Raw genomic sequence first — 26,772 nt, 5'->3', positions numbered from 1 at the left:
TTCATTATAGAGAAGAAACGGTCTATCGTCATCCTTTTCAAAATAATCTCTATAGGAAATTCACGGATTTTCCACTATCCTTTCATTGACAATCGTGAGAGAATAGGCATAAATCATATGAAAATAGAGGTAAGAAAATGCTAAAAAAATTTTTTGTAATATTATTCCTGATATTAATATCACCTTTTTCAGTTCAAGCGCACACAACATTACTGACATCAACCCCAGCAGAAGGTGAAAATGTAACAGAGGCTTTGGAACAAGTGGAATTGATTTTCGGAACGAAAATTGAAGAAGGCAGTACAATGACCATCGAAGGAGAAAGCGAATCTTTCGAATTCGACAGCATTACTATAATGGCAGATTCGATGGTTGGCGATTTCAGCGAAACATTGGACAATGGGAGTTATCGTATTCTCTGGACCATCATCGGAGAAGACGGACATCCGATTGAAGGGGAAATTGCATTTGGTGTCTCTATTGAAGCCGAAGAAGTGGTGGCAGCTCTGGCTGGGACCAAAGAAGCTGAAGAGCTAGAAGAAGAAACGGTTGCGGTTTCAGAGGAAGCCGAAGCAGCAGAAGTCCAAACTGAAAACGACAGCAATCCGATTGTAACGATTCTACTTGTACTCGTTGCTATTGCAGTGATCTTCGGAATCTATAAATTGCTGATGAAGAAAAAATGATATTTTCCACTGCATTTGCAGATATCTTGCTGTATCTTGCTTTTTCATATTTAGCAGGCTCCATTGTGCTGCAGTTTGTGCCAGAAGACCAAAAACCACAGCTGTCCACATCCAAGTTTCTGCTAGTGCTCAGCACATTGGGAATCATTTTGTTATCGTTTAGCCCGGTTTATGAATTAGCTGTGTTTTTCCAAAGCAGCCAAGGCTGGAGTGAATCTTATCTGAATGCCATTACCGGATTTCGCGTAGGGCAAGGATGGCTGATTACATCGTTGCTTAGCACTATCCTGGTTGTAACCATTTATTTGGACGGCAGCCGGTATATTCAAGCGCTTTATTTGTTTCTGCTAATACTGACTGTTGGTTTCTACAGCCATATCTCGACGCTTGATCTGTGGGCCGGATTCGCTCTTCATTCGATTCATTTTCTTTTTATGTCGATGTGGGCGGGTGTCTTGCTTCACGTGGCATGGTTTGCGAAAGACGGAACAAATTGGCGTCGGTTTCTGTCATGGTTCACACCGTTTGCCTTGTTCTGTGTAGCAGCGGTTATCGGCAGCGGAATAGTCATCATGTTCTTTTTCGTTGCGCCAACTGATTATGCAAATTCCTGGGCTTTACCTTATGGACAACTGCTGCTGCTGAAGCACGTCAGCATCATTCCGGTGCTGTTGGCAGCTTTGATCAATGGTTTTCTTAATAAGAAAAAGGTTTTTCAGCAAGCTTGGTTAAAAATAGAGAGCATCCTGCTGCTTATCGTCTTTGTCTTCACGGCGTTTATGAGTAAGCAGGCACCGCCTCATGATGTCAATGATACGCTGCGGATCGAAGGCGGTGGGTGGTTGGTTGAAGAATTGGCAGGGCCTTTATCCATCCCGCTTACTGCTGTGATGGATTGGACGCTGAATGGCTTGCTGCTGATGGGGCTGAGCTTATTATTATTGACCTTGATGCTGGCAGGCTTTTCGCGTCAATTGAATGCCTGGCTTTCATTCCTATTCAGCATCGGATTTATCATCAGTTTTTATGTGGGCTTGATGCTGAATCTGTCATTTTAAATAATTGCAGGCCAATCTCTCGGGATTGGTTTTTCTATGGAAAGGAGTGCGGATATGGAACGTTTCAAAGGGATTTCCATGATATTGATTGGGGCCATGCTGTGGGGAGCCACCGGTCCTTTGAAGGAATGGACTATGGAAATTTACGGTATTTCCGTCCCGTTTCTTTTAACGATCCGTTTAATAGTGGCGGGATTTTTATTGCTACTTTTCCTGAAGCTGAAAGGTGTAAGCGTCACAGCCATCTTCCGCAATAAAACCTGGATTCGCCCTCTGCTGATTTTCTCCATATTGGGAATGCTCGGTGTCCAGTATAGCTTTGTCGCAGCGATTGAAGCGAGCAACGCTGTGGTAGCAACCTTGATGCAGTTTTTAGCTCCTGTTTACATTATTTTGTTCGTTTCCATCACCCATAAAAAAGTACCGCCAAGCTATCAGGTTATCGGCATGGCCGGAACACTGGCCGGACTATTCCTATTGCTGACCAATGGTAGACCCGATCAGCTGATTATCAGCGGACAAGCCTTTTTCTGGGGGATATTGGTGGGGCTGGCTTTTACTTTTTATACGCTGTATCCGACACGCCTTATGAAGGAATGGGGAGTCCTGCTCGTTGTCGGATGGTCGATGCTTTTTGGCGGAATTTTTCTGGGACTGGTAAATCCGGTTTTCTTATCAGGCGAGTGGCCAATTTTAACCGAACTGCCGGTTATTGGAGCAATTCTTGCAATCATCGTCATTGGAACAGCCGCTTTTGTGCTGTTCCTCAGCAGCATGCGCTACATCACTGCCGTTGAAACCAGCATTCTTTCGTCCTTAGAACCTTTGACAGCGATGGTCATTTCCATGTTCTGGTTCGGGCAGGTGCTCTCGGCTGTTCAGTTGGTCGGCGCGCTGGGCATGCTGGTGTTTGTCACATGGCTATCGCTGGCCGGCAATCCGAAAAAGAAAAAGCTGCGGACGGATTAGGCAGAGGCAAGTCTATATTTTTTATTCATTGAGCTAAGGAAAATAATCGAATCGCTTTGTTCATCCAGTAGCTTAGCGCAGGCGCGTCCACGGGCTAAGCGAAGCAAGCAGACAGGCGTACTTTGCCTGGCTTCTTGTGGGAGCTATGCCCAAAGCGGCCGAAGCGACTAATGAAAGTAGAATCTGATATTCCAAACCATATCAATCCAATAAAAACGATGTCTCCTAAAGAGGCATCGTTTTTCTGGTTTAAACTAGAAATTCCTATTCGATATCTGAAAATTATGGCATACTATTCTATACAAAGATTCGAGGTTCGAAACGTTTAGGAGGCATTTCCATGAAAACAGTATTTTCGTACGCCAAACCATATAAATTTTACATCGTCATCGCATTGATTTTAATGCTTCTGGAATTGATCGTCGAATTGATGCAGCCGCTTATCATCGCGAGCATTATTGACAAAGGGATCGTCGCAAAAGATCAAGAAGTTATCATTCAACTAGGGATTGTGCTAATGGCTTTATCCGTCATTGCTTTTGTTTCAGGAATTGTCAATTCGTATTTTGCTGCACATGCATCGCAAAACTTCTCGTTTGATCTTCGGCAGGCGGTCTATGGACGCATTCAATCATTCTCGCTGGCAATGTTCAATAAATTCCCGGCTTCTGGTTTGATCACACGCTTGACCAGTGATGTCACGATGGTTCAGCAAGTCCTCTACATGGGGCTGCGAATCATGCTGCGTGCCCCTTTGCTAGTGGTAGGGAGCATGATCATGGCATTTGTCGTTAATCCGAAACTAGCATTCTATTTAGTGATTGTTTTTCCGTTTTTGCTGATTTTTTTGTATGTCATGGTCAAAAAAGGTGTTAGTTATTTTGGCTTTGTCCAAAAGCGGTTGGATCGCGTCAACCGCATCGTCCAAGAGAATCTGCAGGCAGTGCGTCTGATTAAAGCTTATCTGCGTGGGAAATATGAAGCCAATCGCTTTTCTGAAGTAGCAGGTGCGTTAAAAGTCGATACGGTAAAAGCATTCAGGATCATGGAAATTATATTACCAATTTTATTGTTCGGGATGAATCTGTCCTTATTGGCCGTTTTATGGTTTGGTGCATTTGAAATCCGCAGTGGGGGAGCTCAAATTGGTGAATTGGTCGCTGTTGTCAACTATGCGATGCGTATGACAGGCGCTTTCACAATGTTCTCTTTTATCATCATGATTTTCGCCCGTGCAAAAGCTTCTTCCGAGCGCATTGAAGAAGTGCTGCTGGCAGAAGATGTCCATGAAAAAGACGAAGTCGGAGAGATAAAGGCTGTCCGCCGGGGAGAAGTACGGTTTGATAATGTATCGTTCACGTATCCCGAAACCTTACAGCCTGTTCTAGAGAATGTTTCCTTCCATTTGAAAGCCAATGAAAAGCTGGCAATCATGGGAGCGACGGGGTCCGGGAAATCTTCCTTACTACAGCTGCTTCCACGTTTTTATGACGTGACCGAGGGAACAGTCTCCGTTCATGGCAGGGACGTCAGAGACTGGTCGCTGCGTGCGCTGCGCAAAACGATTGGCATAGTGCCGCAGCAATCGCTTCTGTTTACTGGGACGATTTCCAATAATTTGTCCTGGGGCAAAGATGAAGTGGTACAAGAAGAACTGGCTGACGCGGCTGTCAAAGCACAAATCCATGAAACCGTTGAACGTTTCCCGAAAGGTTATTTTACACGTGTTGGACAAAAAGGCGTCAATTTATCCGGTGGCCAAAAACAGCGTCTATCAATTGCGCGTGCATTGGTGCGAAAACCATCCATTTTGATTTTGGATGACAGCACAAGTGCACTGGATGTCAAAACCGAAGCCGCATTATGGGAAAAGCTGGACCGGGAAAATGCGACGATGCTCGTAGTCACACAGAAAATCCGTACGGCGATGAGAGCCAACCGCATCTTGCTACTGGAAGATGGCAGCATTTCGGCTTATGGAACCCACGAGCAGCTCATGAAGAGTTCGGAACTATATCGTCAGATTGCCATGTCTCAACAGGAAGAGGAGGTTGATGAATATGTTTAGAGCCATTCGCCGCCCTTTCGGCCATGAACCGATTCTAACGAAGGAAGATTTGAATAAAAAGAAAGAAAAAAAATCTGAGCGTGCTGAAAACTGGAAGTCAACTCTTCTGAAAGTCTGGAAGCTGGTGGACGAACAGCGCTTGCTGCTGATTGTGGTATTGGCGCTTGTTTTTGTCAGTTCGGCTTTAGCGTTGCTCGGGCCTTATTTGATTGGCTTTATTATTGATGAATACATTGTGCCACAGAGCTTCAACGGGATGGGAGAGGTGGTTTTATGGCTGATTGTGGTATACATTGGTCATTCTGTCTCCTTGTATTTACAGAATTTTTGGATGGTTGGAATTGCTCAGCAGGTGATTTTTCGTTTGCGGACGCGGCTTTTTTCACATCTTCAGCGCTTGCCGGTAAGCTTTTTTGATAAGCGGCAGCACGGGGAATTAATGAGTCGGATGACCAATGATATTGAAAACGTTTCTGCCACATTGAATACATCCTTCATTCAAGTATTTTCCAGTATTTTGACATTGACCGGCACGGCCATTGTCATGCTGACACTGAGTCCGTTATTGACCTTATTAACCTTGATCATCATTCCGCTCATGTACATTTCGATACAGTGGATCACCAAGCGCACAGGGCGGCTCTATAAAGAACAGCAAAAAGCGATTGGCGAACTGAATGGCATGATCGAAGAAACGATTTCCGGTCAGAAAATCGTCAAAGCATTTTCACAGGAACCTCGTGTTATGGAAGAATTCCGTGAAAAAAGCGAGAGGCTTCGCCGTGCAGGATTTTGGGCATGGACCTATGCTGGTTTTATTCCGAAAGTGATGAACTTCCTCAATAACGGAAGCTTTGCCATTGTCGCCGGTGTTGGCGGGATTTTGGCATTAAACGGTTCCGTATCGATTGGGGTCATCGTCATTTTCACCGAGTACTCCCGACAGTTTACGCGTCCGTTAAACGACTTGGCCAATCAGTTTAATACCGTATTGTCTGCCATCGCCGGGGCAGAGCGTGTTTTCTCGATTATGGATGAAACAGAAGAAAAAGACGACCTAGTCTTTAATTTGGATAAGCAATTGGAAGGCGAAGTTGTTTTCGACAAAGTTTCTTTTAAATACGAAGGAGCAGAAGAAGATTGGACCATTCGCGACGTCAGCTTTTCTGTTGGAATAGGCCAAACCACAGCACTTGTTGGGGCAACCGAGGCAGGTAAGACGACCATCATGCAATTATTGGCACGTTTCTATGATGCCGACGAAGGAGAGATTCGTCTCGACGGCACACCGATTGCTGCCATGCCACGGGAAACCTTGCGCAAACAAATCGCTTTCGTGCTGCAGGATCCTTTCCTGTTCGAAGCAACAGTCAGCGACAATATCCGCTACGGCAAATTGGATGCGACGGATGAAGAAGTAGTGAAAGCAGCAAAAGGAGCCAACGCCCATGACTTTATCGAAAAGCTGCCGAATGGCTACGATACGATTCTGACAGGAGACGGTTCAATGATCAGCCAGGGCCAGAAGCAATTGCTATCGATTGCCCGTGCGCTGATTGCAGACCCAGTTATCCTTCTTCTGGATGAAGCAACAAGCAGCATCGATACTGTTACGGAATTAAAGATACAAGAAGCATTGGAGCGTCTCATGGCGGGGCGTACTAGTTTCGTCATCGCTCACAGATTGAATACAGTTCGAAAAGCCGATTTGGTTTTAGTCATGGAGATGGGGAAACTGGTGGAATCGGGAACACAGCAACAGTTGATGAATGGAAACGGCATTTATGCCAATATGCTAGCAGATGCGAAGGTATAAGAATGAGTTTTCCCAAGCTTCAGTTGCTTCATTACATCAAATACCATAATGGAACGAAAAGAAGGCTTGCTCTGTTACTGCAGAGCAGGCCTTTTAGGTTTTAAAGCCTCTATTTTACCTTTGAGGCGAATACCGGTTTTTGCCGCCGTATGATAGGATAAAACACAGAGAAACATGAGATAGTGGGAAATTTTCCACAAACCGCTTTAGCGGAATTTAAATCTTTAGGAGGTCGTAAGATGGATTTATCGTTATCAATCGTTTCATTTCCGGTAGATGAACAAACAGCCAGTGATATGACGACGTTGTTGAAAGAATTACCAGCTGAGCAGAGAACGGTCCTTCACCCTTCCTTGTGGAGAGCGGCCGATTCAAGAGGCTTTGCCGTGATTGCCTATACCAGTCAGGAGGAATTGATCGGCTTTGCCGCAGTAGCAGATATGGTGGGGCTGCATCATTATGAATGGTCGCTGTTTGTCCATCCGAATTACCGAAGGCTTTCACTTGGGACGGCTCTGGCAGACGGTGTGTCTCATGCCTTGGCACAGCGCCAGGCGGAGAGTGAGTTGGCGGCTTTCGCAGGAGATGCGGAAATTGCCGCGTTTATGGAAAGCAACGGGTATCAGCCAGAATTCAATGAAATCCTCCTTTCCGCGGAGCCGCTACCAGACAATTGCTTGCCTGAAGGGGTGGAGGTTGTTCCGTATGCGGGAGAAGCTGAAGAGCTGAGGGCTTTACTGTCTGCAGGATTCGATGACACAATTATACCGATTATGGAGCATAATATGATAGATCCGGAAAGGGAAATTTGGCTGCTTCAGAAAGGCCATCAGCTGATCGCCACTGCAACGCTGGTGACCGAAGAGAGTGTCTTATGGGTGACTGCATTTGCCGTTCATCCTGATCAACAGGGGCATGGTTATGGCAAACAGTTCTTGAAATGGTGTCGGCAGTTCGCGTTTCAACGCGGACTTACGGAAGTTCTACTGGATGTCGAAACGGATAACGATGCGCTTTATGTCTATGAGAAATCTGGGTTTCAAAGAATACAGACCATTTCCTATTGGAAACATAGAACAGTGTAATAAAAAACCATCCGCATAAGCGAATGGTTTTTTGTGGCACTCGGCAACTGATCTTTAAGTAAATCAGTTACTGATTTGCTTGTATTCTTTTTTTACACCATCGGGATAGGTGACTTCGACTTCAATTTCAGTAAAGCCCTCCTCGATGCCAAAAGCTTCAATGACTTGCGTAATGACTTCTTCATCAGCTGTTTTGGGTGTCAATTCCATTTGGCTGAGTCCACCTTCAATTTCAGCCATGGCATCGTTTCCAGCCAGATTGGTTTTCATCTTTTCGTTTTTGTACGCTGCTTCCACTTTGTCTCGATTTTCCTCGTAGTTAATTTCAATCTCGTTGTCCACACCTGGAAAGTTGATAGTGTATAAGTTGAACGAATGATTCGGACCTGTTAATGTTCCGCAAATCAGCTGCTAAGAGCTTGCGCCGAATGCTCCTTTCCGTGTCGCTTACGCTGCTCTCATAGGAGTCTTCGCTGTTTCGCTCCATATCGAGAGATTATCTTAGCGGAGGCGCGGCGAGAGCCATGCCCAAAGCGACCGAAGCGGTTTTTAATAGGATACTTCTTTAGTTCAACTTCCACAACTTCATCCTTTCATTTAGCTTATACTGTTTATAATCTCGAATTTTCAAGATTTACTCGAACCACTTGCAGAAGAGGTACCAACTGAGAGCAGCAGAGCCAAAGCCGAGAACGAACGGAGCGACTTTGATGAACAACTACCAAAACGGGCAAAATACCGCAGCGGCAGCCGAAAAGAACATCCGCACAGATTTTAAGGAAAGCATGACCTACGGAGACTATCTTCATCTGGACAAGCTATTGACGGCACAAGACGGAGTCAGTGGGCATCATGATGAAACCTTATTTATTATCATCCACCAAGTATCAGAGTTGTGGATGAAGCTGATTTTGCATGAACTGCGGGCAGCCATCGACAATATCCATAAAGACGATCTGCAGCAGGCGTTCAAGCAATTGGCACGGGTGTCACGGATTCAATCCCAGATTATCCAAGGATGGGACGTTCTGTCTACATTGACTCCGGCTGAATACATGGAGTTTCGTGATGATTTAGGCAATGCCAGCGGTTTCCAGTCCTATCAGTACCGCATGATTGAATTCGCCCTTGGCTACAAAACCAAGCATGTGCTGAAAATCTATGAAAAAGACGCAGAGCTTCATACACAGCTTGAAAAAGCGTTTAACGCACCGGGTCTCTATGACGCAGCGATTCAAAAGTTGGCCAGAAGCGGATTTGCCGTCGACGCCGAAGTATTAGAGCGGGATGTCAGCATGGTCTACGAATCCAACGAAAGTGTTCGCGATGCCTGGAAGACGGTTTATCGCGATGTGGATACGCATTGGGAATTATACCAACTGGCAGAGAAGTTAGTGGACATCGAAGACTGGCTACAGCAATGGCGTTTCCGTCATATGAAGACTGTGGAGCGTGTGATAGGATTTAAGCAAGGAACCGGAGGCTCGTCAGGAGTCAATTATTTAAAAAAAGTTCTTGACCAATACTTTTTCCCAGAGTTATGGGAAATACGGACAGACATATAGGAGGGATTTTGTGAAGATTTACGCGCATAGAGGTTGCTCAGGCGCCTATCCGGAAAATACATTAGCTGCCTTTCGTGCAGCGGCTGAATTGCCGATCACAGGAGTCGAAATTGATGTGCATTTAACTAAAGACGGCGAAATTGTTGTTATTCACGACGAAAAAGTCAACCGCACGACAAACGGCAAAGGATACGTGAAAGAGTTGACGTTAAAAGAATTGAAAGAGTTGGATTGCGGGTCCTGGCGTTCCGAGGAATGGAGCCAGGAAAAGATTCCGACACTGGATGAAGTATTTGATGTTTTTGAAGAAACCAATCACAGGCTGAATATCGAATTGAAGAGCGATGTCTTCCCTTATGACGGCTTAGTCGATAAAGTGATCGATTTAGCTGCCGAGCGCGGATTTATGGATCGTGTGCTGATTTCTTCCTTTAATCACGAAGACATTCAGTCAGTGGTACAAGGAAAAAAAGTGGAAAACGCCATCCTGACATTTGAGGTGCTAGTGGATGTCTATGATTACGCACGTGTCATTGGGACAAAACGAATCCATGTTTCCTTGCCATCAGCTTTTAGAAGAATGACCACTGATGCATTGCGAAAAGGTGCTATTATCTATGTTTATACTGTAAATGATGTAAATTACGCTGAAGAACTTCAAAAAATTGGGATCCATGGAATCTTTACGGATCATCCTGAAAAGATGCTGGCACATTTCGGGTGAACAAGTATCTGCATGAGGTGAATTAAAAAATTTTTTACACACCTGCTTTAGCCGTTTAGGTTGGAGCAAAGGTGATTGTTCCTGCGCAAGCTCATCGCCAAGCGCTAAGAAATTTAGTGAGATAGAAGCGAACTTATGTTTTTTTCGCTGCATTCTATTTTTTTCTAAGAATTCTTGAACTCCAAACTAATAGGATATGGAGTAAACTAGTGTAGACTTCCGCGGCTTCCTGTCTAGACAGCTGCATGATCCACATCCTATGACCACAAAAGCGGAACTGGGGTACGGAATATCTTTGCGCAAATTGAAAGTTCAAAAAAGACGAATTGGATTTCCCCAATTCGTCTTTTTCATATTACCATTTTGCATAATTCTCCTCGATAGAACCGAGAAGCCTTGTGATTTTCAGTTTTTTACCATCGGAGTAGCGAACATAGCCATTATAATAACCGAAAAGTTGATGAACTTCTGATTTAACGAGTCGTGCATCGGTTTTAGATACACGTTCAAAAAATGGAGAGAATGTCAGTCTGACATCATCAGAGAATTTACTATGAATTAACCAGGGTTTTTTATAGTCTTCCCTATCGTAATGAAACAAAATATCCTCATGGATTTTTGTCATCTTGCCATTGACAAAAAAAGCATTTTCCGTCATTCCGGTGCCGTCGGTCCATTTACCACCCAAATTCAAGCCAATCACTTTGCCAAGTGAACGCTGGGAAGCCATTCCCCAATTCCGAAGAGATTCCCTCGGCCAAACTCCCCGCCCGTAATCTAATACGGCAAAACTGCCTAGTTTCTCAAACTCAAAACGCTGACTGCCGATTTTCACCATTCCATTTACCGGTAGTGACGTATGTTTGCCGGTAAACTGGAAGGTTTGGCGATTCCAAGGAACTACAACGTTTAAGGATTCGTAATCTTTCGGATGTGAAATAACCAGAATTGCTTCTAAATCTTCTCCATCAAATTCTTTCGCGCTGACAGTTAAATGAGTTGCATCTTGGCTGTATATTGATTCGACCGTCATAGAATCACTGCGAAAATAACAAGGATCCAGTGCGTTTTCAGGTAATTTTACATGTCGTGTAAATGGAAGCACAATCGTTTTCTCGTGAAAGCGTTGTGTTTCATAATTGAAGAAATAAACGAAGCAGACAGTTGCGTAATCCAAATGTGAAATCGTTGCAGAAAACAAAATTTCATCTCCGAATACGCACCATGAATTCCATTTTTTCTTGCGCATGAAGTTACCGCGTAAATTGCTTTCTACTAAGGGTTGTTTTGCATATCCAATGGCTTTTGGATTTAATTGGCCTCTTGCATCACAAAGTTTTACAAATTCAGTAAGCTCTCGTTCTACATGTTGCATTAAATCCACCTCACCATCATTCTTCTCCTCTTATTGTAGCAGAACAAGAGCAGAATATCCGGTTAGGACCAGTTGATTCAGTTGAAAAGTCTGAAAAAATAAATTCTGCCGTAGTTCATTAGTCATGCGGGTTTCTACAAATCTTCTCGCCTCCATAGGAAAGCAAGGGTGCCTTCTCCTGCGTGGACAGCAAGCGATGAACTCAAGTCACCAATTAAAATAGTAGCTTCCGGCATCTGTTTCAGTACTTCCTGTTTTAAGCTTTCGGCTTCTTTCATCACATGGCCATGCATAATCTGAAAGCGCCGAACGCCATATTCTTCATAATCTTTCTTGGCATGATTGATCAAATACTGAATCGCTTTTTTATGTGATCGCACTTTGTCGATGGGTTTCAGCTCTCCTTCCGGGGTAAGCTGGACAATCGGTTTGATCTGCAGCAGGCTTCCCAGATAATACTGCGCGCCACTCATACGGCCGCCTTTATAAAGCTGGGACAAATTGCCGATTAAAATATAGTTTCGGAAATTAGCGGTTTCCTTTTCCAGCCGCTGTGCAATTTCTTCAGCATCAACCCCTTGTTCCTGCAACTTAAGACCCCGTTCGATCAAGCCTGATAAACCGTAAGAAAGCGCCAATGAATCGACGGCATAGACCTTAAATTCACTCATTTCAGCACCGGCAGTAGAAGAGGCGATTGTTCCACTGAGTTTTGCAGAAGCATGGACAGCAATTGCGCATTCGTATTCTTCTTTCAATTTATCGTAAAGTTCGGAAAATTTTCCTGCAGAGGGCTGGGATGTTTTGGGAAAGTCAGCTGATTCCTTCATACGCTGATAAAGTTCGTCATTCGTCAAATCCACACCGTCATCAATAAATTCCTCAGTGCCAAAATGAATATTCAGCGGAACGGCGTAAACATCGGGATGCGCTTTAAATTCTTCTGTTACAAATCCAGTTGTATCAATAATCCAAGCAATTTTCTTTTTCATAAAAAAACCCCCCTTTTATTAGAATGATTAGAATAATAAAATTATAACACGTATAATAGTTCAACGGTATTAATAGCTGTATAAACCAAATTTTCTACACTGGGGGCGAGCGAAACCGGCTATTGAACGATTCTCGGATATCGCTTTTGTGCTTAATTACAATAATGATAATAGCCACAATCAAAGGTAAGGTGATTGGCCATACCTGCAAAATAATAGACATCACGATAAAACCTGCAAAACTGGCAAGCATCGACAAAGTTGAACTTTTGAACCAAGGGAAAAATGCGAGAAACAAGATAAGCATAGCCAAAAACAAATCGGGCGTTAGACAGAAGGTGATACCGATAAAAGTTGCAATTCCTTTGCCGCCACGGTATTTGAGCCAAAAAGGGAACATATGGCCAAGGATGACAGCCAATCCTGCCACGGCTATTTGCCAAATAGGGAAATTATAAAAAAAACCGATCCAGACAACAATCGCGCCTTTGCTAGCGTCACCGAGAAAGGTCAACAAAAAGGCAGGCTTACCGAGAATAGCACCAGCGTTTCTGGCACCTAGATTACCGCTGCGCTGCTGCCGCAAATCGATGCCTTTCCACTTACCGATCCACCAAGCTGTCAGGAAATTACCGATACAATAGGACAGTAGCCAGTAAACGATCATTAGTAAGCCTCCAGTTTCAAAGTGATAACAGAGGAGAAAGGGGGATTAGTCTTGAAATTGCACATAAAAATCGTCCTTTCTGTAGTGGTGGTATGGTAACTTTCATTTTACAGGAATGGACGATTTTTTGTATGTATTTTAGAACTGGCTGCTTGGATGGAGGCGGTGACTCCCAGGGAGCAGCAGAGCAAGACGCGCTGAAGACACTGGACTGAGCGCAGCGGCTGAAGACGTGCGCGCGGAAAGCGTCCGACGAAATAGAAATCAACCGGTTCTTTTTTTAGAATAACAAAAGGGCTATCACCAAAAGTCATTTTTCATGACCTTTTGGGACAGCCCTTTTATGGATAAGAATTAGTTTAACTCTGCAGCTTCGAAAAGGTAATCGCTAATGACACGAAGCCCTTTATCAAAATTCTCCAAGTGGAAATGTTCATTTGGTGCATGGAAATTTTCAGATGCAAGTCCGAAGCCCATGAGAACGATAGGCAAGCCGAGAATCTCATCGAATGCGGCAACAATCGGAATCGAACCGCCCATTCGTGTAAATGCGGTCGGCACACCGTATATTTTCTCGTAAGAGCGGCCAGCTGCCTGGATGGCAGGATGATCATAAGGCGTTAGGAACGGTTTTCCTTTATCAAACTCGGAAATTTCGACGGTAACGCCAGCTGGTTTGTGAGAATCCACATGTGTTTTTAGTTTTGCGACGATGTCGTCTGGATCCTGGTTTGGCACCAGGCGGCATGTAATTTTGGTGCTGGCTTCTGCAGGAAGCACCGTTTTGATGCCTTCGCCGGAAAAGCCGCCGGTAATGCCGTTGACTTCAAGTGTTGGGCGAATCCATGTACGTTCAACGAAAGAATAGCCTTTCTCGCCAAAGTCCTCTGAAATGCCGATTTCTTTTTTCTCGTGTTCAAGATCAAATTCAAGTGCTGCAAATTCTTCACGCTCTTTGTCGGAGACTTCGAGTACGTCATCATAAAAGCCTTCTACTTGGATTAGTCCTTCTTGGTCGCGAAACGACTGCAGGATTTCCACGATGGCGTGCAATGGATTTTGAACTGCGCCGCCGTAAAGTCCAGAATGCAAATCGCCTTTTGGCCCTTTGACATCAATTTGGATGCCGGCAAGTCCGCGAAGACCGTAGCAGACCGCTGGACGTCCTGGACCTTGCATACCAGTATCGGAAATGACGATGACATCAGCCTTCAGTAACTCCTGATTTTCTTCCACGTATTTCGGAAGGTTCGGGCTGCCAATTTCTTCTTCGCCTTCAATGATGAATTTAATGTTGACCGGCAAATCACCATTTAGCTTCAACAGAGCTTCAACCGCCTTGATGTGCATGAAAACCTGGCCTTTATCGTCACTTGCACCGCGGGCATAGAGTTTGTTGTCGCGCACTTGCGGTTCAAAAGGAGCTGACTCCCAGAGATGCAAGGGATCTACCGGCTGGACATCGTAATGGCCGTATACCAGCACTGTCGGTTTGCCTTCTGCATGAAGCCAGTCGGCATAAACGACCGGATGTCCATCAGTCTCATCGATTTTTGCGTTTTCCATACCAGCACTTTCCATTGCAGTAATCAGCCATTCTGCACCTTTTTGCATATCTGCTCTATGTTCGGATAAAGAACTGACAGAAGGGATGCGCAAAAATGATTTTAATTCTTCCAGGTGAGATTCCCGGTTGTCTTTAAAGTATTGGTCTATGGTTTGAGCGTTCATCAAGATCCCTCGATTCGTTAAATTAGAATATGAAAAAAGTATAACATACCAAGTTTTGGTTTTCGACAAGCGGAAATTGGCTATGGTATAGTGTTCAATACGGAAAGAGTTCATAAAATTATGTGCTTATGATACTGGAGGAAATAAACTTGTTTATAGCATTAGGTATCTTTTTAATGATGTCGTTCTTCTTATCGGGAAGCGAAACGGCATTGACTGCAGTAAATAGGATGAAGGTCCAGCTTCGCTCAGAGCAAGGTGACGTCAAGGCGCAGAAACTGCAGAAGTTAATTGCGAAGCCGGACCGAATGATTACAACAATCTTAATCGGAAATAACATTGCCAACATCATGCTGCCAACATTGGTGACGACGATTGCTATCACCAGAGGATGGGAAGTTGGTCTTGCCACTGCCATTTTAACAATTGTTCTGATTATTTTCGGAGAAGTGCTACCCAAAACAATTGCAGCTACATTCTCTGATAAAGTGGCGTATATCGTGCTTCCGGTCATCAGCTTTTTGGTGGTCATCTTAAAGCCATTAACCTGGATGTTGGCGCAATTTACGAATATCTTCATTCGCATCATTTCAAAAGGCACAGTGAAGGAAGCGAGCATGACCAAAGAGGAATTGCGTACGATGGTTGATATCGCCTCTACTGAAGGTACGTTTGAAGAAGATGAATCCGAACGCATCAAAGGGGTTCTGGATTTCCCCCATAAAGATGTATCGGATGTCATGTCCACTCACCGAACCGATACGGTAGGTATTGCTATCGACTCGACCTATGAAGAGGTTCGGGACTTAATCCTGGATTCTTCCTACACCCGTTATCCTGTGTATGAAGAAAGTATGGATAATGTCGTGGGCTTGTTTTATTCGAAAAAACTGATCGAATGGTCGATGAATCCGAATTTGACGCTGGAAGAACTGATGGACGATAATCCATTGTTCGTGGTTCAATCGGTTAGTGTGGAAAAAGTCTTTAAAATGATGATGGCAAAGAAAAAGCATATGGCTGTTATTTTGGATGAATACGGTGGAACACTTGGTATTGTCACACATGAAGACATTATTGAAGAAATGATCGGCCAGGATATTGAAGATGAAACAGATGAAGAAGACGATGAGTTGGTCTTTGAAATGACGGACAAGATATTGGCGTGCCATGGCCGCCTCGAAATTGAAGACGTCAATGACATGTTCAAAGTAGAAGTGCCGAATGACCATGACACCATCGCAGGCTTTGTCATGCAGCAGCTGGGGCATGTGCCGGATGAGGGCGAGCAGTTTACATACGAAAACCTTCATGTTGAAGTCAACGAAATGGACCGTAACCGTATCGTCCGCTTAACGATTACAAAAACAGATAAAGAAGAAGTATTAGCATAAAAAATCCCTGTCTTCGGACAGGGATTTTTTCTTTGATTCGATTTTAATGTGCAGGGGGAAAATATATTCCTTGAACTAATAATTCTTATCTGTTGATATACCATAAGATAACAAAAAGAGTTTAAGTATTTACTAATTCAGCGCCGGCGCGTTCACGAGCTAGGCGAAGTTGTGAGATGAGTGGTCTTTCTCGGCTCATACCGAGGGCCAAGGAGGATCGGACAATCCGGGGTCTTCCTTGGCGATGGGCTTGTGCAGGAGCAATCATCATTGCTCTACCCAAAGTGATGTATTAGAAAAATGATTCTTAAGTTCACCCTACAGATGCACAAACTGCAGGTTCCCAATATTACACATTTGTAAGGAGAATGAAAGCGGAAGCGATAGAGTGAAAGGTAAACTTCCGTCAATATAAGGGTATAAGAGAAGGCGGAAGCATTGATGGCTTTGCTGGACAAGTAGAACGGACGGGGGCACGATCATGGAAACGCTATACACAGAATACAATCGGTACATTTATCATTTATGCTTGAAGCTGACACGCAATAAAGCGGAAGCTGAAGATTTAATGCAGGAAGTTTGGCTGAAAGTCGTACGCTATGAATCTTCTATTGCTGAAGTGGATCATGTAAAAGCATGGCTGACGACAATTTGTATGAACACGTTCCGTGATCGTTACCGCAAAAATGTAAGACGAAGCAAGCATTTGATTCAACAGCCAGAAGGCTTGGATGTATCGTTGCTGGATTTGATCGCTTCTGATTCAACGGGTGTGGCCGAGCTACTGGAAAAACAGGATGTTTCGGTGATGATTCGCCATAAAATTTCAGAATTAGATGCTATTTACCGCACAACCATCCTTTATTTTTATGTGCATCAATATTCGCTGATTGAAATTGCAGATGCGATGAAAGTATCGATCGGTACTGTGAAATCTCGCTTGTTCCGCGGCAAGCAGCGATTAAAGGATATGCTGATGGAAGACGACCGGACGCGTGAATATGTCGTAGCGACTTAAAAACAACCGAATTTTCGGTTGTTTTTTTATGGAAAATATTATAAGAATTTTATCCTCACACTAGTTATAATAAACAAGAGGGGGAAAGTTCATGAAAAAGAGAAAATTTCAAAATTGGAGCAGAAGAAGGCGGATTGTCATGGGCAGCGTCGGTATTCTGGCTTTCCTGTATATTGCGGTCATCGTGTGGCAGACTTTCAAGCCTTTGCCTGAAGGTATTTCAAGTGCAGGAGACCTCCATACAGTCGAACAAGTTGAAATGATTTATGACTTATCTTATGCACAAGATAAAAAAGGTACGGAAACTGAGAGTGAATTGCGGATATTCAACGAAATTTACAGCATGATTGATGAGGCTGAAGAATTTATCGTTCTCGATTTATTTCTTTTCGATAATTACAATGATCAGGATACGAATTTTCCAGCAGTTGCGGAGACGTTGACAGATCATTTATTGGACAAAAAAGAAAAAGATCCGGATTTTCCGATTTACTTTATTACCGATCCACTGAATTATGGCTATGGATCCTATGAAAATCAGTTTTTGGCTACGCTGGAAGACGAAGGTGTCGAGGTTGTTGTTACAGACCTGGACAAGCTGCGCGACTCCACACCCCTTTACTCCGGACTTTACCGCGTGATTTTCCAGTGGTTTGATGCTGGCGGCAGAGGGTGGGTGCCGAATGGAATGTCGAGTGATGCACCTGATTTAACGGTATCTTCTTACTTGAAGATGATGAACATTAAAGCTAATCACCGAAAAACCATTATTACAGAAAAAGAAGCTTTGATTAGTTCAGCGAATCCCCATAATGCTAGTGGCTTGCACGGCAACATGGCTTTTAAAGTCAGTGGTCCTGTGCTAAATGATATTCTGGAGTCAGAAGAAGCAGTTTCCCGATTTTCGGGCGGTCCGGACCTGCCCAGAATTGAGGCAGTCCAACAACAAGGAGAGTACCAGGTACAATACCTGACGGAACGGAAAGTGTTGAATGCACTGCTTTCAGATATTGAGAAAACGGCAGAAGGCGATTTAATCCAATTGGCGATGTTCTATATTGCGGAAAGCAGTGTCGTTAGTGCATTGACGGATGCTGCCAATCGCGGGGTCACTGTGCGCTTGATTCTGGATGCTAATGAAAATGCTTTTGGTACCGAAAAAACCGGTTTGCCAAATCGGCCAGTGGTCCACGAAATGCTGGCAGAATCGGATGGAAATCTGCAAGTCCGCTGGTATAATGCCGTCGTCGGACAGTTCCACACAAAATCCATCATGATTCAAACTCAGGGTGAAACAGTCATCTCGGGTGGTTCGACTAACTATACGGAGCGAGCGTTCAATGATTACAACCTGGAAAGCAATATTCGGATTGAGGCGCCGAATAATAGCGAACTGACCGGGGACATGGAAACTTATTTTGATCGGCTATGGGATAACGAAGACGCCCTGTATACGCTGGAGGCCGAAGAATACCAAGACAATTTCACATTCTGGCAGCGTGGAATCTATGGATTTCAAAAATTGTTCAAATTGACGACCTACTAAAAAAAAGCTTCTTCTGGTTTTTCAGAAGAAGCTTTTTCATCTATTTTTATGATTAGTCTTGTTCGCCAGCCGCAATCCATTCTTCAACGTCCCAAACCTTTGTAGCCAGTCCTTCATAAAATTCAGGCTCGTGGCTTACTAAAACGATTGTGCCTTTGTAAGCTTGCATTGCGCGTTTTAACTCAGCTTTTGCATCGATGTCCAAGTGATTTGTAGGCTCATCGAAAATTAGCCAATTGCTTTCTTCCATCATCAATTTGCACAGGCGGACTTTGGCTTGTTCGCCACCGCTCAGCTGCGTCATTGGACGGGAGATATGCTCGTTTTTCAAACCTGTACGGGCAAGTGCACCGCGTACTTGGCCTTGGTCCATGCTTGGATAAGCCGCCCAAATTTCGTCAAGTGGCGTATGAGTCGGGGCCTTGACTTCCTGTTCGAAATAACTCGATGTCAAATATTCACCGCGTAGAACGTCGCCATCAAGTGGTTTGATTTTGCCAAGCATCGTTTTGAGTAGCGTCGATTTACCGACACCATTCATGCCGACAAGTGCAATTTTTTCCCCTCGTTCAATCATAAACGTCAATGGTGGAAGAAGTGGTTTTTCATAGCCAATAGATAAGGCTTCCGCTTCAACGACATAACGACTCGGGCTACGTGTTTCTTTAAAAGCAAATTGCGGTTTTGCTGCAACTTCAGGCTTTTCGATACGGTCCATGCGATCCAGTTGTTTCTGGCGGGACTTAGCACGACCAGTTGTAGAAGCACGCGCTTTGTTTTTCGCAATAAAGGTCTCCGTTTTTTTAATCATATCTTCCTGTCTTTCATAAGCATCCAAATGCTGCTGTTTGCTCAATTCTGCAAGTTCGACAAATTTTTCGTAAGTGGCAGTGTAACGTGATAAACGTGAAAACTCCAAATGGAAAATGATGCTAGTAACACTGCTCATAAATTCCGTGTCATGCGAAATCAATAGAAACGCATACGGATAGTTTTTCAAATAGTTGACGAGCCATTGAATATGTTCTTCGTCGAGATAGTTTGTCGGCTCATCCAAAAGCAAGACCTTTGGCTTTTCAAGCAACAGTTTCGCAAGCAATAGCTTTGTACGCTGGCCACCAGAAAGAGCTTCAACGTTGCGATCAAGTCCGACTGCATCAAGACCTAAGCCGCGTGAAATCTCTTCGATTTTGCCGTCTAGCGTGTAAAAGTCTCCAGCATCCAAAGCGTCCTGTGCTTCCGCCATCTGCTCTAGTAGCTCTTCCAGTCGTTCAGGGTCAGCATCGCCCATTTGCATGGCGACATCGTTCAATTCCGCTTCTTTTTTGTAAAGAGGCAGGAACGCATCTTGAAGAGTTTCACGGATTGTGCGCCCAGGCTGAAGCTGCGTGTGCTGATCCAAGTAACCGTAATGGGTCCGTGGCTGCCATTCTACGCGTCCATCATCATGGATGATTTTGCCTGTTAAAATATTCATCATTGTCGATTTCCCGACACCATTGGCTCCGACTAATCCAACATGTTCGCCTTCAACCAATCGGAACGATACATCGTTGAAAAGAGTCCGGTCACCGAACGTGTGGCTTAAATTTTCTACTGTCAATAAACTCATTTAATAAATTCCTCCATTATCATAAAAAAAATCGCGGTTACAGATCCGCGAGTTTTTGGTTTAATTCCGCAAGTTGTCGTTCCATTTTTTCTAAACGCAATTCTGCTTTCTCTACCTTACCGGCATGTCCAGTCATTTCCAGCTTTTCGATATCGCCTTGATGGCTAACGTAATCCATCTTAAGCTCAGCAATTGCGTATTCCAATTCCTGTTTGTTCACAAAATCACCCTTATTTTTCTACCAGTGTAACACAAAAACACAAAAGTTGAATCTCTTACGATTTTCATTCATTATATAAAACCTGTATAATTCCAAAAAAGAACAAAAGGAAGTGACATGCCATCGATACCTTATTATTCGACTTGATGCTCATTATTTTTCTGGGAGTGCTTTCCCAATGGGTCGCTTGGCGTCTTCAGCTTCCAGCCATTGTGCTAATGTCGATTGCCGGACTGTTAGTTGGACCAATTTTAGGGGTGATTCATCCCGCTGAAAGTTTTGGAGATTTGTTCAATCCTTTCATTTCATTAGCGGTAGCTATCATACTATTTGAAGGAAGCTTAAACTTGAATTTCAAGGAAATCCGCACCTTCGGCAAGCCGATTTTACGTATTGTCACACTTGGTGCGTTTATTGCCTGGATTGTCGGTTCTTTGGCCGCCCATTATGTTGCGGGTTTATCGTGGGCTGTGGCATTTGTTATTGGCGGGCTATTTATCGTGACCGGGCCAACTGTAATCTTGCCGTTGCTTCGACAGGCAAAGTTAAAAACGCGTCCTGCCGCTATCTTAAAATGGGAAGGGATCATTGTGGATCCCTTTGGAGCATTGCTGGCATTGTTTGCATTCCAATTCGTGCTGTTCGCTATTGGCGACGAAACAGCGGCGGCTTTTGGGCTGTTCTTCTTGGCATCTTTGTTTGCAGTCGCGCTTGGTGCAGGAGCAGGGGGCTTGATGGGGTACATGCTCGAGAAGGGACAAGTGCCTGAATTTCTGAAAGCGCCGATGGTTTTCGGCGTCGTTCTATTGATATTTGTTGTGTCGGATTTAGTCATGCATGAGACCGGTCTGTTGGCAGTAACGGCTATGGGCATGATCATGGCCAATATGAAAATTGCCTCAATTAACGATATGCGCCATTTCAAGGAGAATATCTCCGTCTTGTTGATCTCCAGCATTTTCGTAATGCTGACTGCTTCCTTAAACCTCGAAGTATTGATTGGCATCTTTAATTGGCGAATTATTTCATTTGTACTGGCGACGCTGTTTATCGTCCGTCCATTGTCTATCTGGCTGTCGACAATCGGTACAGACCTGACGATTCAGGAAAAAACATTGGTCGGCTGGATTGCGCCGCGCGGCATCGTGGCATTGACGGTTTCCGGGTATTTTGCGGGGGTCTTGCTCGATGCGGGATTCGCAGATGCGGAACTGCTGACTGCCCTGACCTTTGCGCTGGTATTTTCGACTGTTGTTGTCCATGGCTTCACGATTGGCTGGCTTGGAAGAAAGCTTGGCCTTGCAACAGCGGACGACCCGGGCATCATCATTGTGGGAGCCAGTCGGTTCGCGACCAAGCTTGGCGAAGTACTTGCTGATCTCAATAAAAACGTCATGATTGTTGATCCTTCCTGGGGCAGCCTGCAAGGAGCACGTCAAGTCGGTTTGACGACTTACGCAGGAGAAATCCTCTCTGAACATACCGACTATGAAGTGGAAATGACACCTTATGAGACAATGATAGTCGCTACTGAAACCGATTCCTATAATGCACTTGTCGTCAGTAACTTTGTCCCTGAACTGGGCCGCTCGAATCTTTACCAGACGGCCATCCATCAAGGTGACCCAGCTGACTTCCACTCTTCCTTAAGCGGACGAACTTTATTCGGAGAAAAGTGGAATATTCATGAGTTGGAGATGAAGGCGGAGGAAGGCTACACGATGCGCAAGACGCAATTGACCGAGCATTTTAGCTACGAGAATTTCAAGGAAAAGTGGACCGGTGACACCATCCCACTCTTTGTTCAGCGGGCGCAAGGCAAGATTGAATTTTTCGCTGAAAGCAACAAACTCGAGCCGAAGCCTGGAGATATCATTGTCAGCTTCACTTCACCTGCTCGCCAGTCGGATCGGAATCAGGAACGCCTAGAAAATAATCGTGTTAAGAACGCTGCTCAGACTAAAGAATGAAATCATACGCTTCTAAGCTTTTCGATGCGTATTGTGAAACAAGGTTTGTTATGATGAAAACAGACGAGTCATTCGTAGAGTTGTCTGCAATGATGCGGATTGGCACATACAAAACCAATGGGTATTTCATGTATTTTGAGGAGGACATAGGATGATGAAGATTTTATTAGTAGACGGGACGATTCTCGGAAGCAAAACTGGCGCTATTTTGGAACAAGTGCAAATTTATATTAAAGAGTTCGCTCCTGAAATGGAATTGAAGCTTTTAAAACTGGTCGATTATGACCATCAGTTTGTCGATGGGCGACCGCTCGGCGAATACAACGACAGCATGCAGGAAATTGTCCGCCGCTTTGAAGAAGCAGATGGCTATATCATCGCGTCGCCGATTTTTCAGGGATCGATCCCAGGTGTTCTGAAAAACACTTTTGATATGCTACATCCGCGTACGATGCGCTACAAGCCGGTATCCATGGTAGCGAACGGTGGTACCTATCAGCATCACCTAGTCATCGAAAACCAGCTCAAGCCGATTCTCGATTACTTCCGTTGCCTGGTGACGCCGAACTACGTCTACACTCATACCAGCCATTTCGACAACACCAACACCATCACCGATGAAGACGTCCACAACCGCCTGCGCGAACTAGCACGTGTCTTCGTGCAATACGCCGAAATGAGCAAGCACTTGTCGAAAGAAACTTTAGATAATCATTGATGGATCGAAAAAACCTCCCTGTGTGGGAGGTTTTTTCGATTTTATTTGAAAAGAAAATGTGTTTTATTCCATTAATAGGGCTTGCTTTCTGTTTTGTGGCAAATACTTTCTGTTTGGGCCCAAATACTTTCCGAAAAGAGATGAATACTTTCCAATGGACTTTAAATACTTTCCGTACCTTCAATCAGTTCAGGAATGAAATAAATTCGATCTTTATAGCTGCCATTAAAGGGCATATTTGCTGACTTCAGCAGCTTTGAAGCAGTGACGACAGAATGGATTCCTGTAAATTCCCGAAATTCCCGGTTGCTGATGGTTGTTTTGACCAAGGTTCGATATTGAGACAACGCACCAAGGTGAGCGAGCGGATCACAATGGACACAAACTTCGCAGCGCCACTTCCCACGACGATAATTCAAAGGAAGACTGGGACAGATCGGACAAAGTATACCTTTCACGAATGAACTCGAAAGCCCCATAGGTGCCAAAGGCTTTATTGAATGGTGCTCCAGCAATTTATGCGCCAGTGCTTCTGTTTTTTTCTTAGACAACACTTCACGCGGGTGGCGAGTCAATAATTGTTCCATGAGATGAGGCAGACCGGATGACTGAATGATGATGCGGTTGCCAGCGCGAGATTGGATAACGGATGAAGGATAAGTGAAAATGATGGCCCCAATAACGGGCAATTTGATGCGTTGTTGGAATAAAAACTGTTCCAGCCATTTTTCATGGCGACGCAATTGGTCATCCGGGTTGTTCATGCCATCGATGCTGCCGTCTTTATTGGTACGGGAGAATTGCCTCAGATGGGGATCAAAGTTGAGCAGACCGGAAATGCTTTTGATTTCCAACGCTAGCACGAAACGGCTGGTGATCAGGATGCTGTCGATTTGGTGAGAAGACATCTCTTTTTGAATGAACAGGTCGTGGATAAAGTAATGCGGCAAGGGGAGTTCGATTTCGTGCCAAAGGGAGTCGACGCGCAGTTCGCCATGGTAACCGGCAGTGATGCGTCGGAGTTTTTCGGTCCAGTAGAGAAATTGGGGATGGACGTTTGGGGTTCGATAGAGCAGACTTTCAAGTTGGAAGATAGCTGGCGGTTTATTGCGGGTTTTTAGAATCAATCTATCCTCTCCTTTTTATGAAACTGCTTCAAATATAGCGCAGAATATTCAAATCAGCAATAGTATTTTGTGTTAAATGGAAGTGAATTGGAAATACTTTTTGTTTGGACCAAAATACTTTCCATATCCTCATCAATACTTTCTAAAAAGAAGAGAACACTTTCCAATCGTCATCAAATACTTTCCAATCCACAAAATCCCTCCAAAAAGCCAGCTTCAGCAGAAAATGTTACAATAATCACATCAGAAATGAGGGTGAATCCAAATGAAATCAGTAGTTTTAGCAGAAAAGCCGTCCGTGGCACGTGATATTGCGCGTGTTCTCGGATGCGAACAAAAAGGCAACGGGTATCTCGAGGGCAAGCAGTATATCGTCACGTGGGCACTGGGTCATCTGGTGACGCATGCGCAGCCAGAGCAATACGACAACGACTTTAAAGAATGGAAAATGGATACGCTGCCGATCATTCCGGAGCCATTCAAGCTGGTGCCAATCAAGCAGTCGATGAAACAATTTAATGCCGTTAAATCGCAACTGCAACGCGGCGATGTCAACGAAGTCATCATTGCGACAGACGCTGGCCGCGAAGGTGAACTCGTAGCACGTTGGATTTTGGAAAAAACCAATACGCGCAAGCCCGTGAAACGGCTATGGATTTCTTCGGTAACCGATAAAGCCATTAAAGATGGCTTCAATAACTTGAAAGATGGCCGCGACTACGAAAATCTGTATGCAGCAGCCGTAGCGCGTGCAGAAGCGGACTGGGTCGTCGGCATTAACGCAACGCGTGCGCTAACCGTCAAATACAACGCGCAATTGTCGACAGGTCGCGTGCAAACACCAACGCTTGCAATGATTGCCGAACGTGAACAGCAAATTCGGAATTTCCAGCCGAAGCCGTATTACGGTATGCAAGCCGTTACCGATCAAGCCGCATTTACATGGACAGATGGCAACTCGACACAATCTTTTGATAAGGATAAAGTCGACAAGTTATTCAACAAACTTGAAAACACGCACGAAGGCACCGTAACGGATATTAAAATTACACCGAAACGTCAGCCTGCACCGCCTTTATTCGACTTAACCGAACTTCAAAAAGAAGCCTATAAGCGCTATAGCTGGTCGGCGAAAGAAACGCTAAATACGCTGCAAGGCTTATATGAACGCTATAAAATCGTCACATACCCGCGGACTGACTCGAAGCATTTGACGAGCGATATGCGTGATACGCTGAAAGATCGCGTTAAAGCGGTGCAGGTGGGTCCTTACCGCAGTTTAGCCGCAATGATTTTAAAAAATCCAGTGGCACCGCAAAAAGGTGTTATTGATGACGCCAAAGTTTCCGATCACCACGCCATCATCCCGACAGAAGAAACACCGCCACTGCATGAGTTGTCCGAAAAGGAACATAAATTATATGACATGATTGTCAAACGCTTCCTATCCGTATTCTATCCAAACTATGAATACGACCAAACAACTATTAAGTTGACGGCTGATGGGGAAACCTTCCAGACAAAAGGCAATACGATACAGAATGAAGGCTGGAAACGCGTTTATAAAGACGAAGGCGAAGACAATGATACAACCTTGCCGCCGTTTGAAAATGGCCAAAAGTTGACTATTAAAGGAATTGCGCTGACTGATGGCAAAACCAAGCCGCCCGCTTTCTTCAATGAAGGGACGTTGCTCGGCGCAATGGAAAATCCAGCGCAGTTTATGAGCGGCGAATCGAAAGAACTGATCCAGGCAATCGGTGAAACCGGTGGGCTTGGAACAGTTGCAACGCGTGCCGACGTTATCGATAAACTGTTCAATACGTTTTTGATCGAGAAAAAAGGCAAAGACTTGACGATTACGTCAAAAGGCCGCCAACTGCTAGAGCTTGTTCCGGAAGACTTAAAGTCACCGAAACTAACAGCTGATTGGGAGCAGCAATTAACTAAAATCGCCAAAGGCCAACTGAAAAAGGAAACGTTCATAAAAGAAATGATCGCTTTTGCCGGAAAATCGGTATCGGATATTAAGAAGAGTGATAGGAAATTCAAGCACGACAACATCACTGGCAAAATGTGCCCAGATTGTGGAAAACCACTTCTTGAAGTCAATGGCAAGCGTGGCAAGATGAATGTCTGCCAAGACCGCGAATGTGGCTACAAAAAACAGGTAGCGATGCAGACCAATGCACGTTGTCCAAACTGCCATAAGAAGCTGGAGATGCAGGGCGAAGGAGACGGCAAGATTTTTGTCTGCAAATGCGGTCATCGCGAGAAACTGTCGGCATTTGAAAAACGCAAAAAATCCGGCCAATCAAAAGCCAATAAGAAAGACGTCAATAAATACTTGAACCAGCAGGATGAAGCACCGCAAAATACGGCTATGGCCGACGCCTTGAAAAAATTATTGGGTCAAACTGAATAGAATCCC

The 26,772-nt window shown here is 44.5% G+C and carries 22 protein-coding genes; 14 read left to right on the top strand and 8 right to left on the bottom strand.

All coding sequences use genetic code 11. The annotated features are described in order from the left end of the window. The first annotated feature begins 137 nt into the window (after positions 1-137). From BBH88_RS15070 to BBH88_RS15045, 6 genes are all read left to right on the top strand, one after another. Entirely contained in the window at positions 138-686 is a 549-nt protein-coding gene (locus BBH88_RS15070) for a copper resistance CopC family protein (protein WP_065536574.1), read from the top strand. After that, a complete protein-coding gene (locus BBH88_RS15065; protein WP_065536575.1) occupies positions 683-1,744 on the top strand; it encodes a copper resistance D family protein in 1,062 nt (353 codons plus the stop codon). The genes BBH88_RS15070 and BBH88_RS15065 overlap by 4 nt, the downstream gene beginning before the upstream one ends. 54 nt (positions 1,745-1,798) lie before the next feature. Continuing rightward, positions 1,799-2,713 carry a DMT family transporter gene (locus tag BBH88_RS15060; RefSeq protein WP_065536576.1) on the top strand — a complete coding sequence of 305 codons (915 nt, stop codon included), beginning with the start codon at positions 1,799-1,801 and terminating at the stop codon, positions 2,711-2,713. 340 nt (positions 2,714-3,053) lie between these two features. Further along, a complete protein-coding gene (locus BBH88_RS15055; RefSeq protein WP_065536577.1) occupies positions 3,054-4,781 on the top strand; it encodes an ABC transporter ATP-binding protein in 1,728 nt (575 codons plus the stop codon). Continuing rightward, complete coding sequence (locus BBH88_RS15050) at positions 4,774-6,597, top strand: ABC transporter ATP-binding protein (RefSeq protein WP_154669171.1); 1,824 nt, start codon at positions 4,774-4,776, stop codon at positions 6,595-6,597. Before BBH88_RS15055 ends, BBH88_RS15050 begins: the two co-directional genes overlap by 8 nt. A gap of 239 nt (positions 6,598-6,836) precedes the next feature. After that, entirely contained in the window at positions 6,837-7,682 is an 846-nt protein-coding gene (locus BBH88_RS15045; protein WP_065536579.1) for a GNAT family N-acetyltransferase, read from the top strand. A 63-nt stretch (positions 7,683-7,745) separates the two neighbouring features. Here the strand turns inward: BBH88_RS15045 and BBH88_RS15040 are convergent, their stop codons facing one another. Beyond that, the gene (locus BBH88_RS15040; protein ID WP_269148256.1) at positions 7,746-8,039 is read right to left on the bottom strand and encodes a YusW family protein; all 294 of its coding nucleotides are present in this window, start codon (positions 8,037-8,039) and stop codon (positions 7,746-7,748) included. A gap of 353 nt (positions 8,040-8,392) precedes the next feature. Here BBH88_RS15040 and kynA point away from each other — a divergent pair, with 353 nt between their 5' ends. Both kynA and BBH88_RS15030 read left to right on the top strand, forming a co-directional pair. After that, positions 8,393-9,247, top strand: coding sequence for a tryptophan 2,3-dioxygenase (gene kynA, locus BBH88_RS15035; protein WP_065536581.1), 855 nt, complete (start codon positions 8,393-8,395; stop codon positions 9,245-9,247). A gap of 10 nt (positions 9,248-9,257) precedes the next feature. Next, positions 9,258-9,971 carry a glycerophosphodiester phosphodiesterase family protein gene (locus BBH88_RS15030; protein WP_065536582.1) on the top strand — a complete coding sequence of 238 codons (714 nt, stop codon included), beginning with the start codon at positions 9,258-9,260 and terminating at the stop codon, positions 9,969-9,971. Between the two features lie 355 nt (positions 9,972-10,326). On the opposite strand, the gene BBH88_RS15025 is transcribed toward BBH88_RS15030, so the two are convergent. The 4 genes from BBH88_RS15025 to BBH88_RS15005 form a co-directional block, all read right to left on the bottom strand. Next, positions 10,327-11,346 carry a DUF2804 domain-containing protein gene (locus BBH88_RS15025; protein WP_006829170.1) on the bottom strand — a complete coding sequence of 340 codons (1,020 nt, stop codon included), beginning with the start codon at positions 11,344-11,346 and terminating at the stop codon, positions 10,327-10,329. Between the two features lie 134 nt (positions 11,347-11,480). Then, positions 11,481-12,338 carry a DegV family protein gene (locus tag BBH88_RS15020; RefSeq protein ID WP_006829171.1) on the bottom strand — a complete coding sequence of 286 codons (858 nt, stop codon included), beginning with the start codon at positions 12,336-12,338 and terminating at the stop codon, positions 11,481-11,483. A gap of 94 nt (positions 12,339-12,432) precedes the next feature. Then, positions 12,433-13,005: a glycerol-3-phosphate acyltransferase gene (locus tag BBH88_RS15015; RefSeq protein ID WP_006829172.1), complete on the bottom strand. Its 573-nt coding sequence runs from the start codon at positions 13,003-13,005 to the stop codon at positions 12,433-12,435. A gap of 354 nt (positions 13,006-13,359) precedes the next feature. Then, positions 13,360-14,736 (bottom strand): dipeptidase, encoded by a 1,377-nt coding sequence (locus BBH88_RS15005; protein ID WP_006829173.1) that lies wholly within the window; start codon positions 14,734-14,736, stop codon positions 13,360-13,362. Between the two features lie 149 nt (positions 14,737-14,885). Between BBH88_RS15005 and BBH88_RS15000 the strand changes: the two genes are divergently transcribed. From BBH88_RS15000 to BBH88_RS14990, 3 genes are all read left to right on the top strand, one after another. Beyond that, a complete protein-coding gene (locus BBH88_RS15000) occupies positions 14,886-16,130 on the top strand; it encodes a CNNM domain-containing protein (protein ID WP_006829174.1) in 1,245 nt (414 codons plus the stop codon). Positions 16,131-16,611: 481 nt separating this feature from the next. Next, on the top strand, positions 16,612-17,148 hold the full coding sequence (locus BBH88_RS14995; protein WP_006829175.1) for an RNA polymerase sigma factor: 537 nt from the start codon (positions 16,612-16,614) through the stop codon (positions 17,146-17,148). Between the two features lie 91 nt (positions 17,149-17,239). Beyond that, entirely contained in the window at positions 17,240-18,694 is a 1,455-nt protein-coding gene (locus BBH88_RS14990) for a phospholipase D-like domain-containing protein (RefSeq protein ID WP_040852062.1), read from the top strand. 52 nt (positions 18,695-18,746) lie between these two features. Here the strand turns inward: BBH88_RS14990 and BBH88_RS14985 are convergent, their stop codons facing one another. Further along, positions 18,747-20,306 (bottom strand): ABC-F family ATP-binding cassette domain-containing protein, encoded by a 1,560-nt coding sequence (locus BBH88_RS14985; protein WP_006829177.1) that lies wholly within the window; start codon positions 20,304-20,306, stop codon positions 18,747-18,749. A gap of 37 nt (positions 20,307-20,343) precedes the next feature. Next, a complete protein-coding gene (locus tag BBH88_RS14980) occupies positions 20,344-20,526 on the bottom strand; it encodes an SE1832 family protein (protein WP_006829178.1) in 183 nt (60 codons plus the stop codon). Positions 20,527-20,672: 146 nt separating this feature from the next. Here BBH88_RS14980 and BBH88_RS14975 point away from each other — a divergent pair, with 146 nt between their 5' ends. Both BBH88_RS14975 and BBH88_RS14970 read left to right on the top strand, forming a co-directional pair. Then, positions 20,673-22,496 carry a cation:proton antiporter gene (locus BBH88_RS14975; protein WP_065536583.1) on the top strand — a complete coding sequence of 608 codons (1,824 nt, stop codon included), beginning with the start codon at positions 20,673-20,675 and terminating at the stop codon, positions 22,494-22,496. Positions 22,497-22,650: 154 nt separating this feature from the next. After that, a complete protein-coding gene (locus tag BBH88_RS14970; RefSeq protein ID WP_040852069.1) occupies positions 22,651-23,214 on the top strand; it encodes an NADPH-dependent FMN reductase in 564 nt (187 codons plus the stop codon). 161 nt (positions 23,215-23,375) lie between these two features. Here the strand turns inward: BBH88_RS14970 and BBH88_RS14965 are convergent, their stop codons facing one another. After that, positions 23,376-24,341 (bottom strand): nuclease-related domain-containing protein, encoded by a 966-nt coding sequence (locus tag BBH88_RS14965; protein WP_065536584.1) that lies wholly within the window; start codon positions 24,339-24,341, stop codon positions 23,376-23,378. A gap of 265 nt (positions 24,342-24,606) precedes the next feature. Here BBH88_RS14965 and BBH88_RS14960 point away from each other — a divergent pair, with 265 nt between their 5' ends. Continuing rightward, positions 24,607-26,766: a DNA topoisomerase III gene (locus BBH88_RS14960; RefSeq protein WP_006829182.1), complete on the top strand. Its 2,160-nt coding sequence runs from the start codon at positions 24,607-24,609 to the stop codon at positions 26,764-26,766. The last annotated feature ends 6 nt before the right edge of the window (positions 26,767-26,772 follow it).

Origin of the sequence: Planococcus antarcticus DSM 14505, assembly GCF_001687565.2 — a bacterium.
GTDB classification, from domain to species: Bacteria; Bacillota; Bacilli; order Bacillales_A; family Planococcaceae; genus Planococcus; species Planococcus antarcticus.
This window is presented reverse-complemented; position numbering and strand designations above follow the sequence as displayed.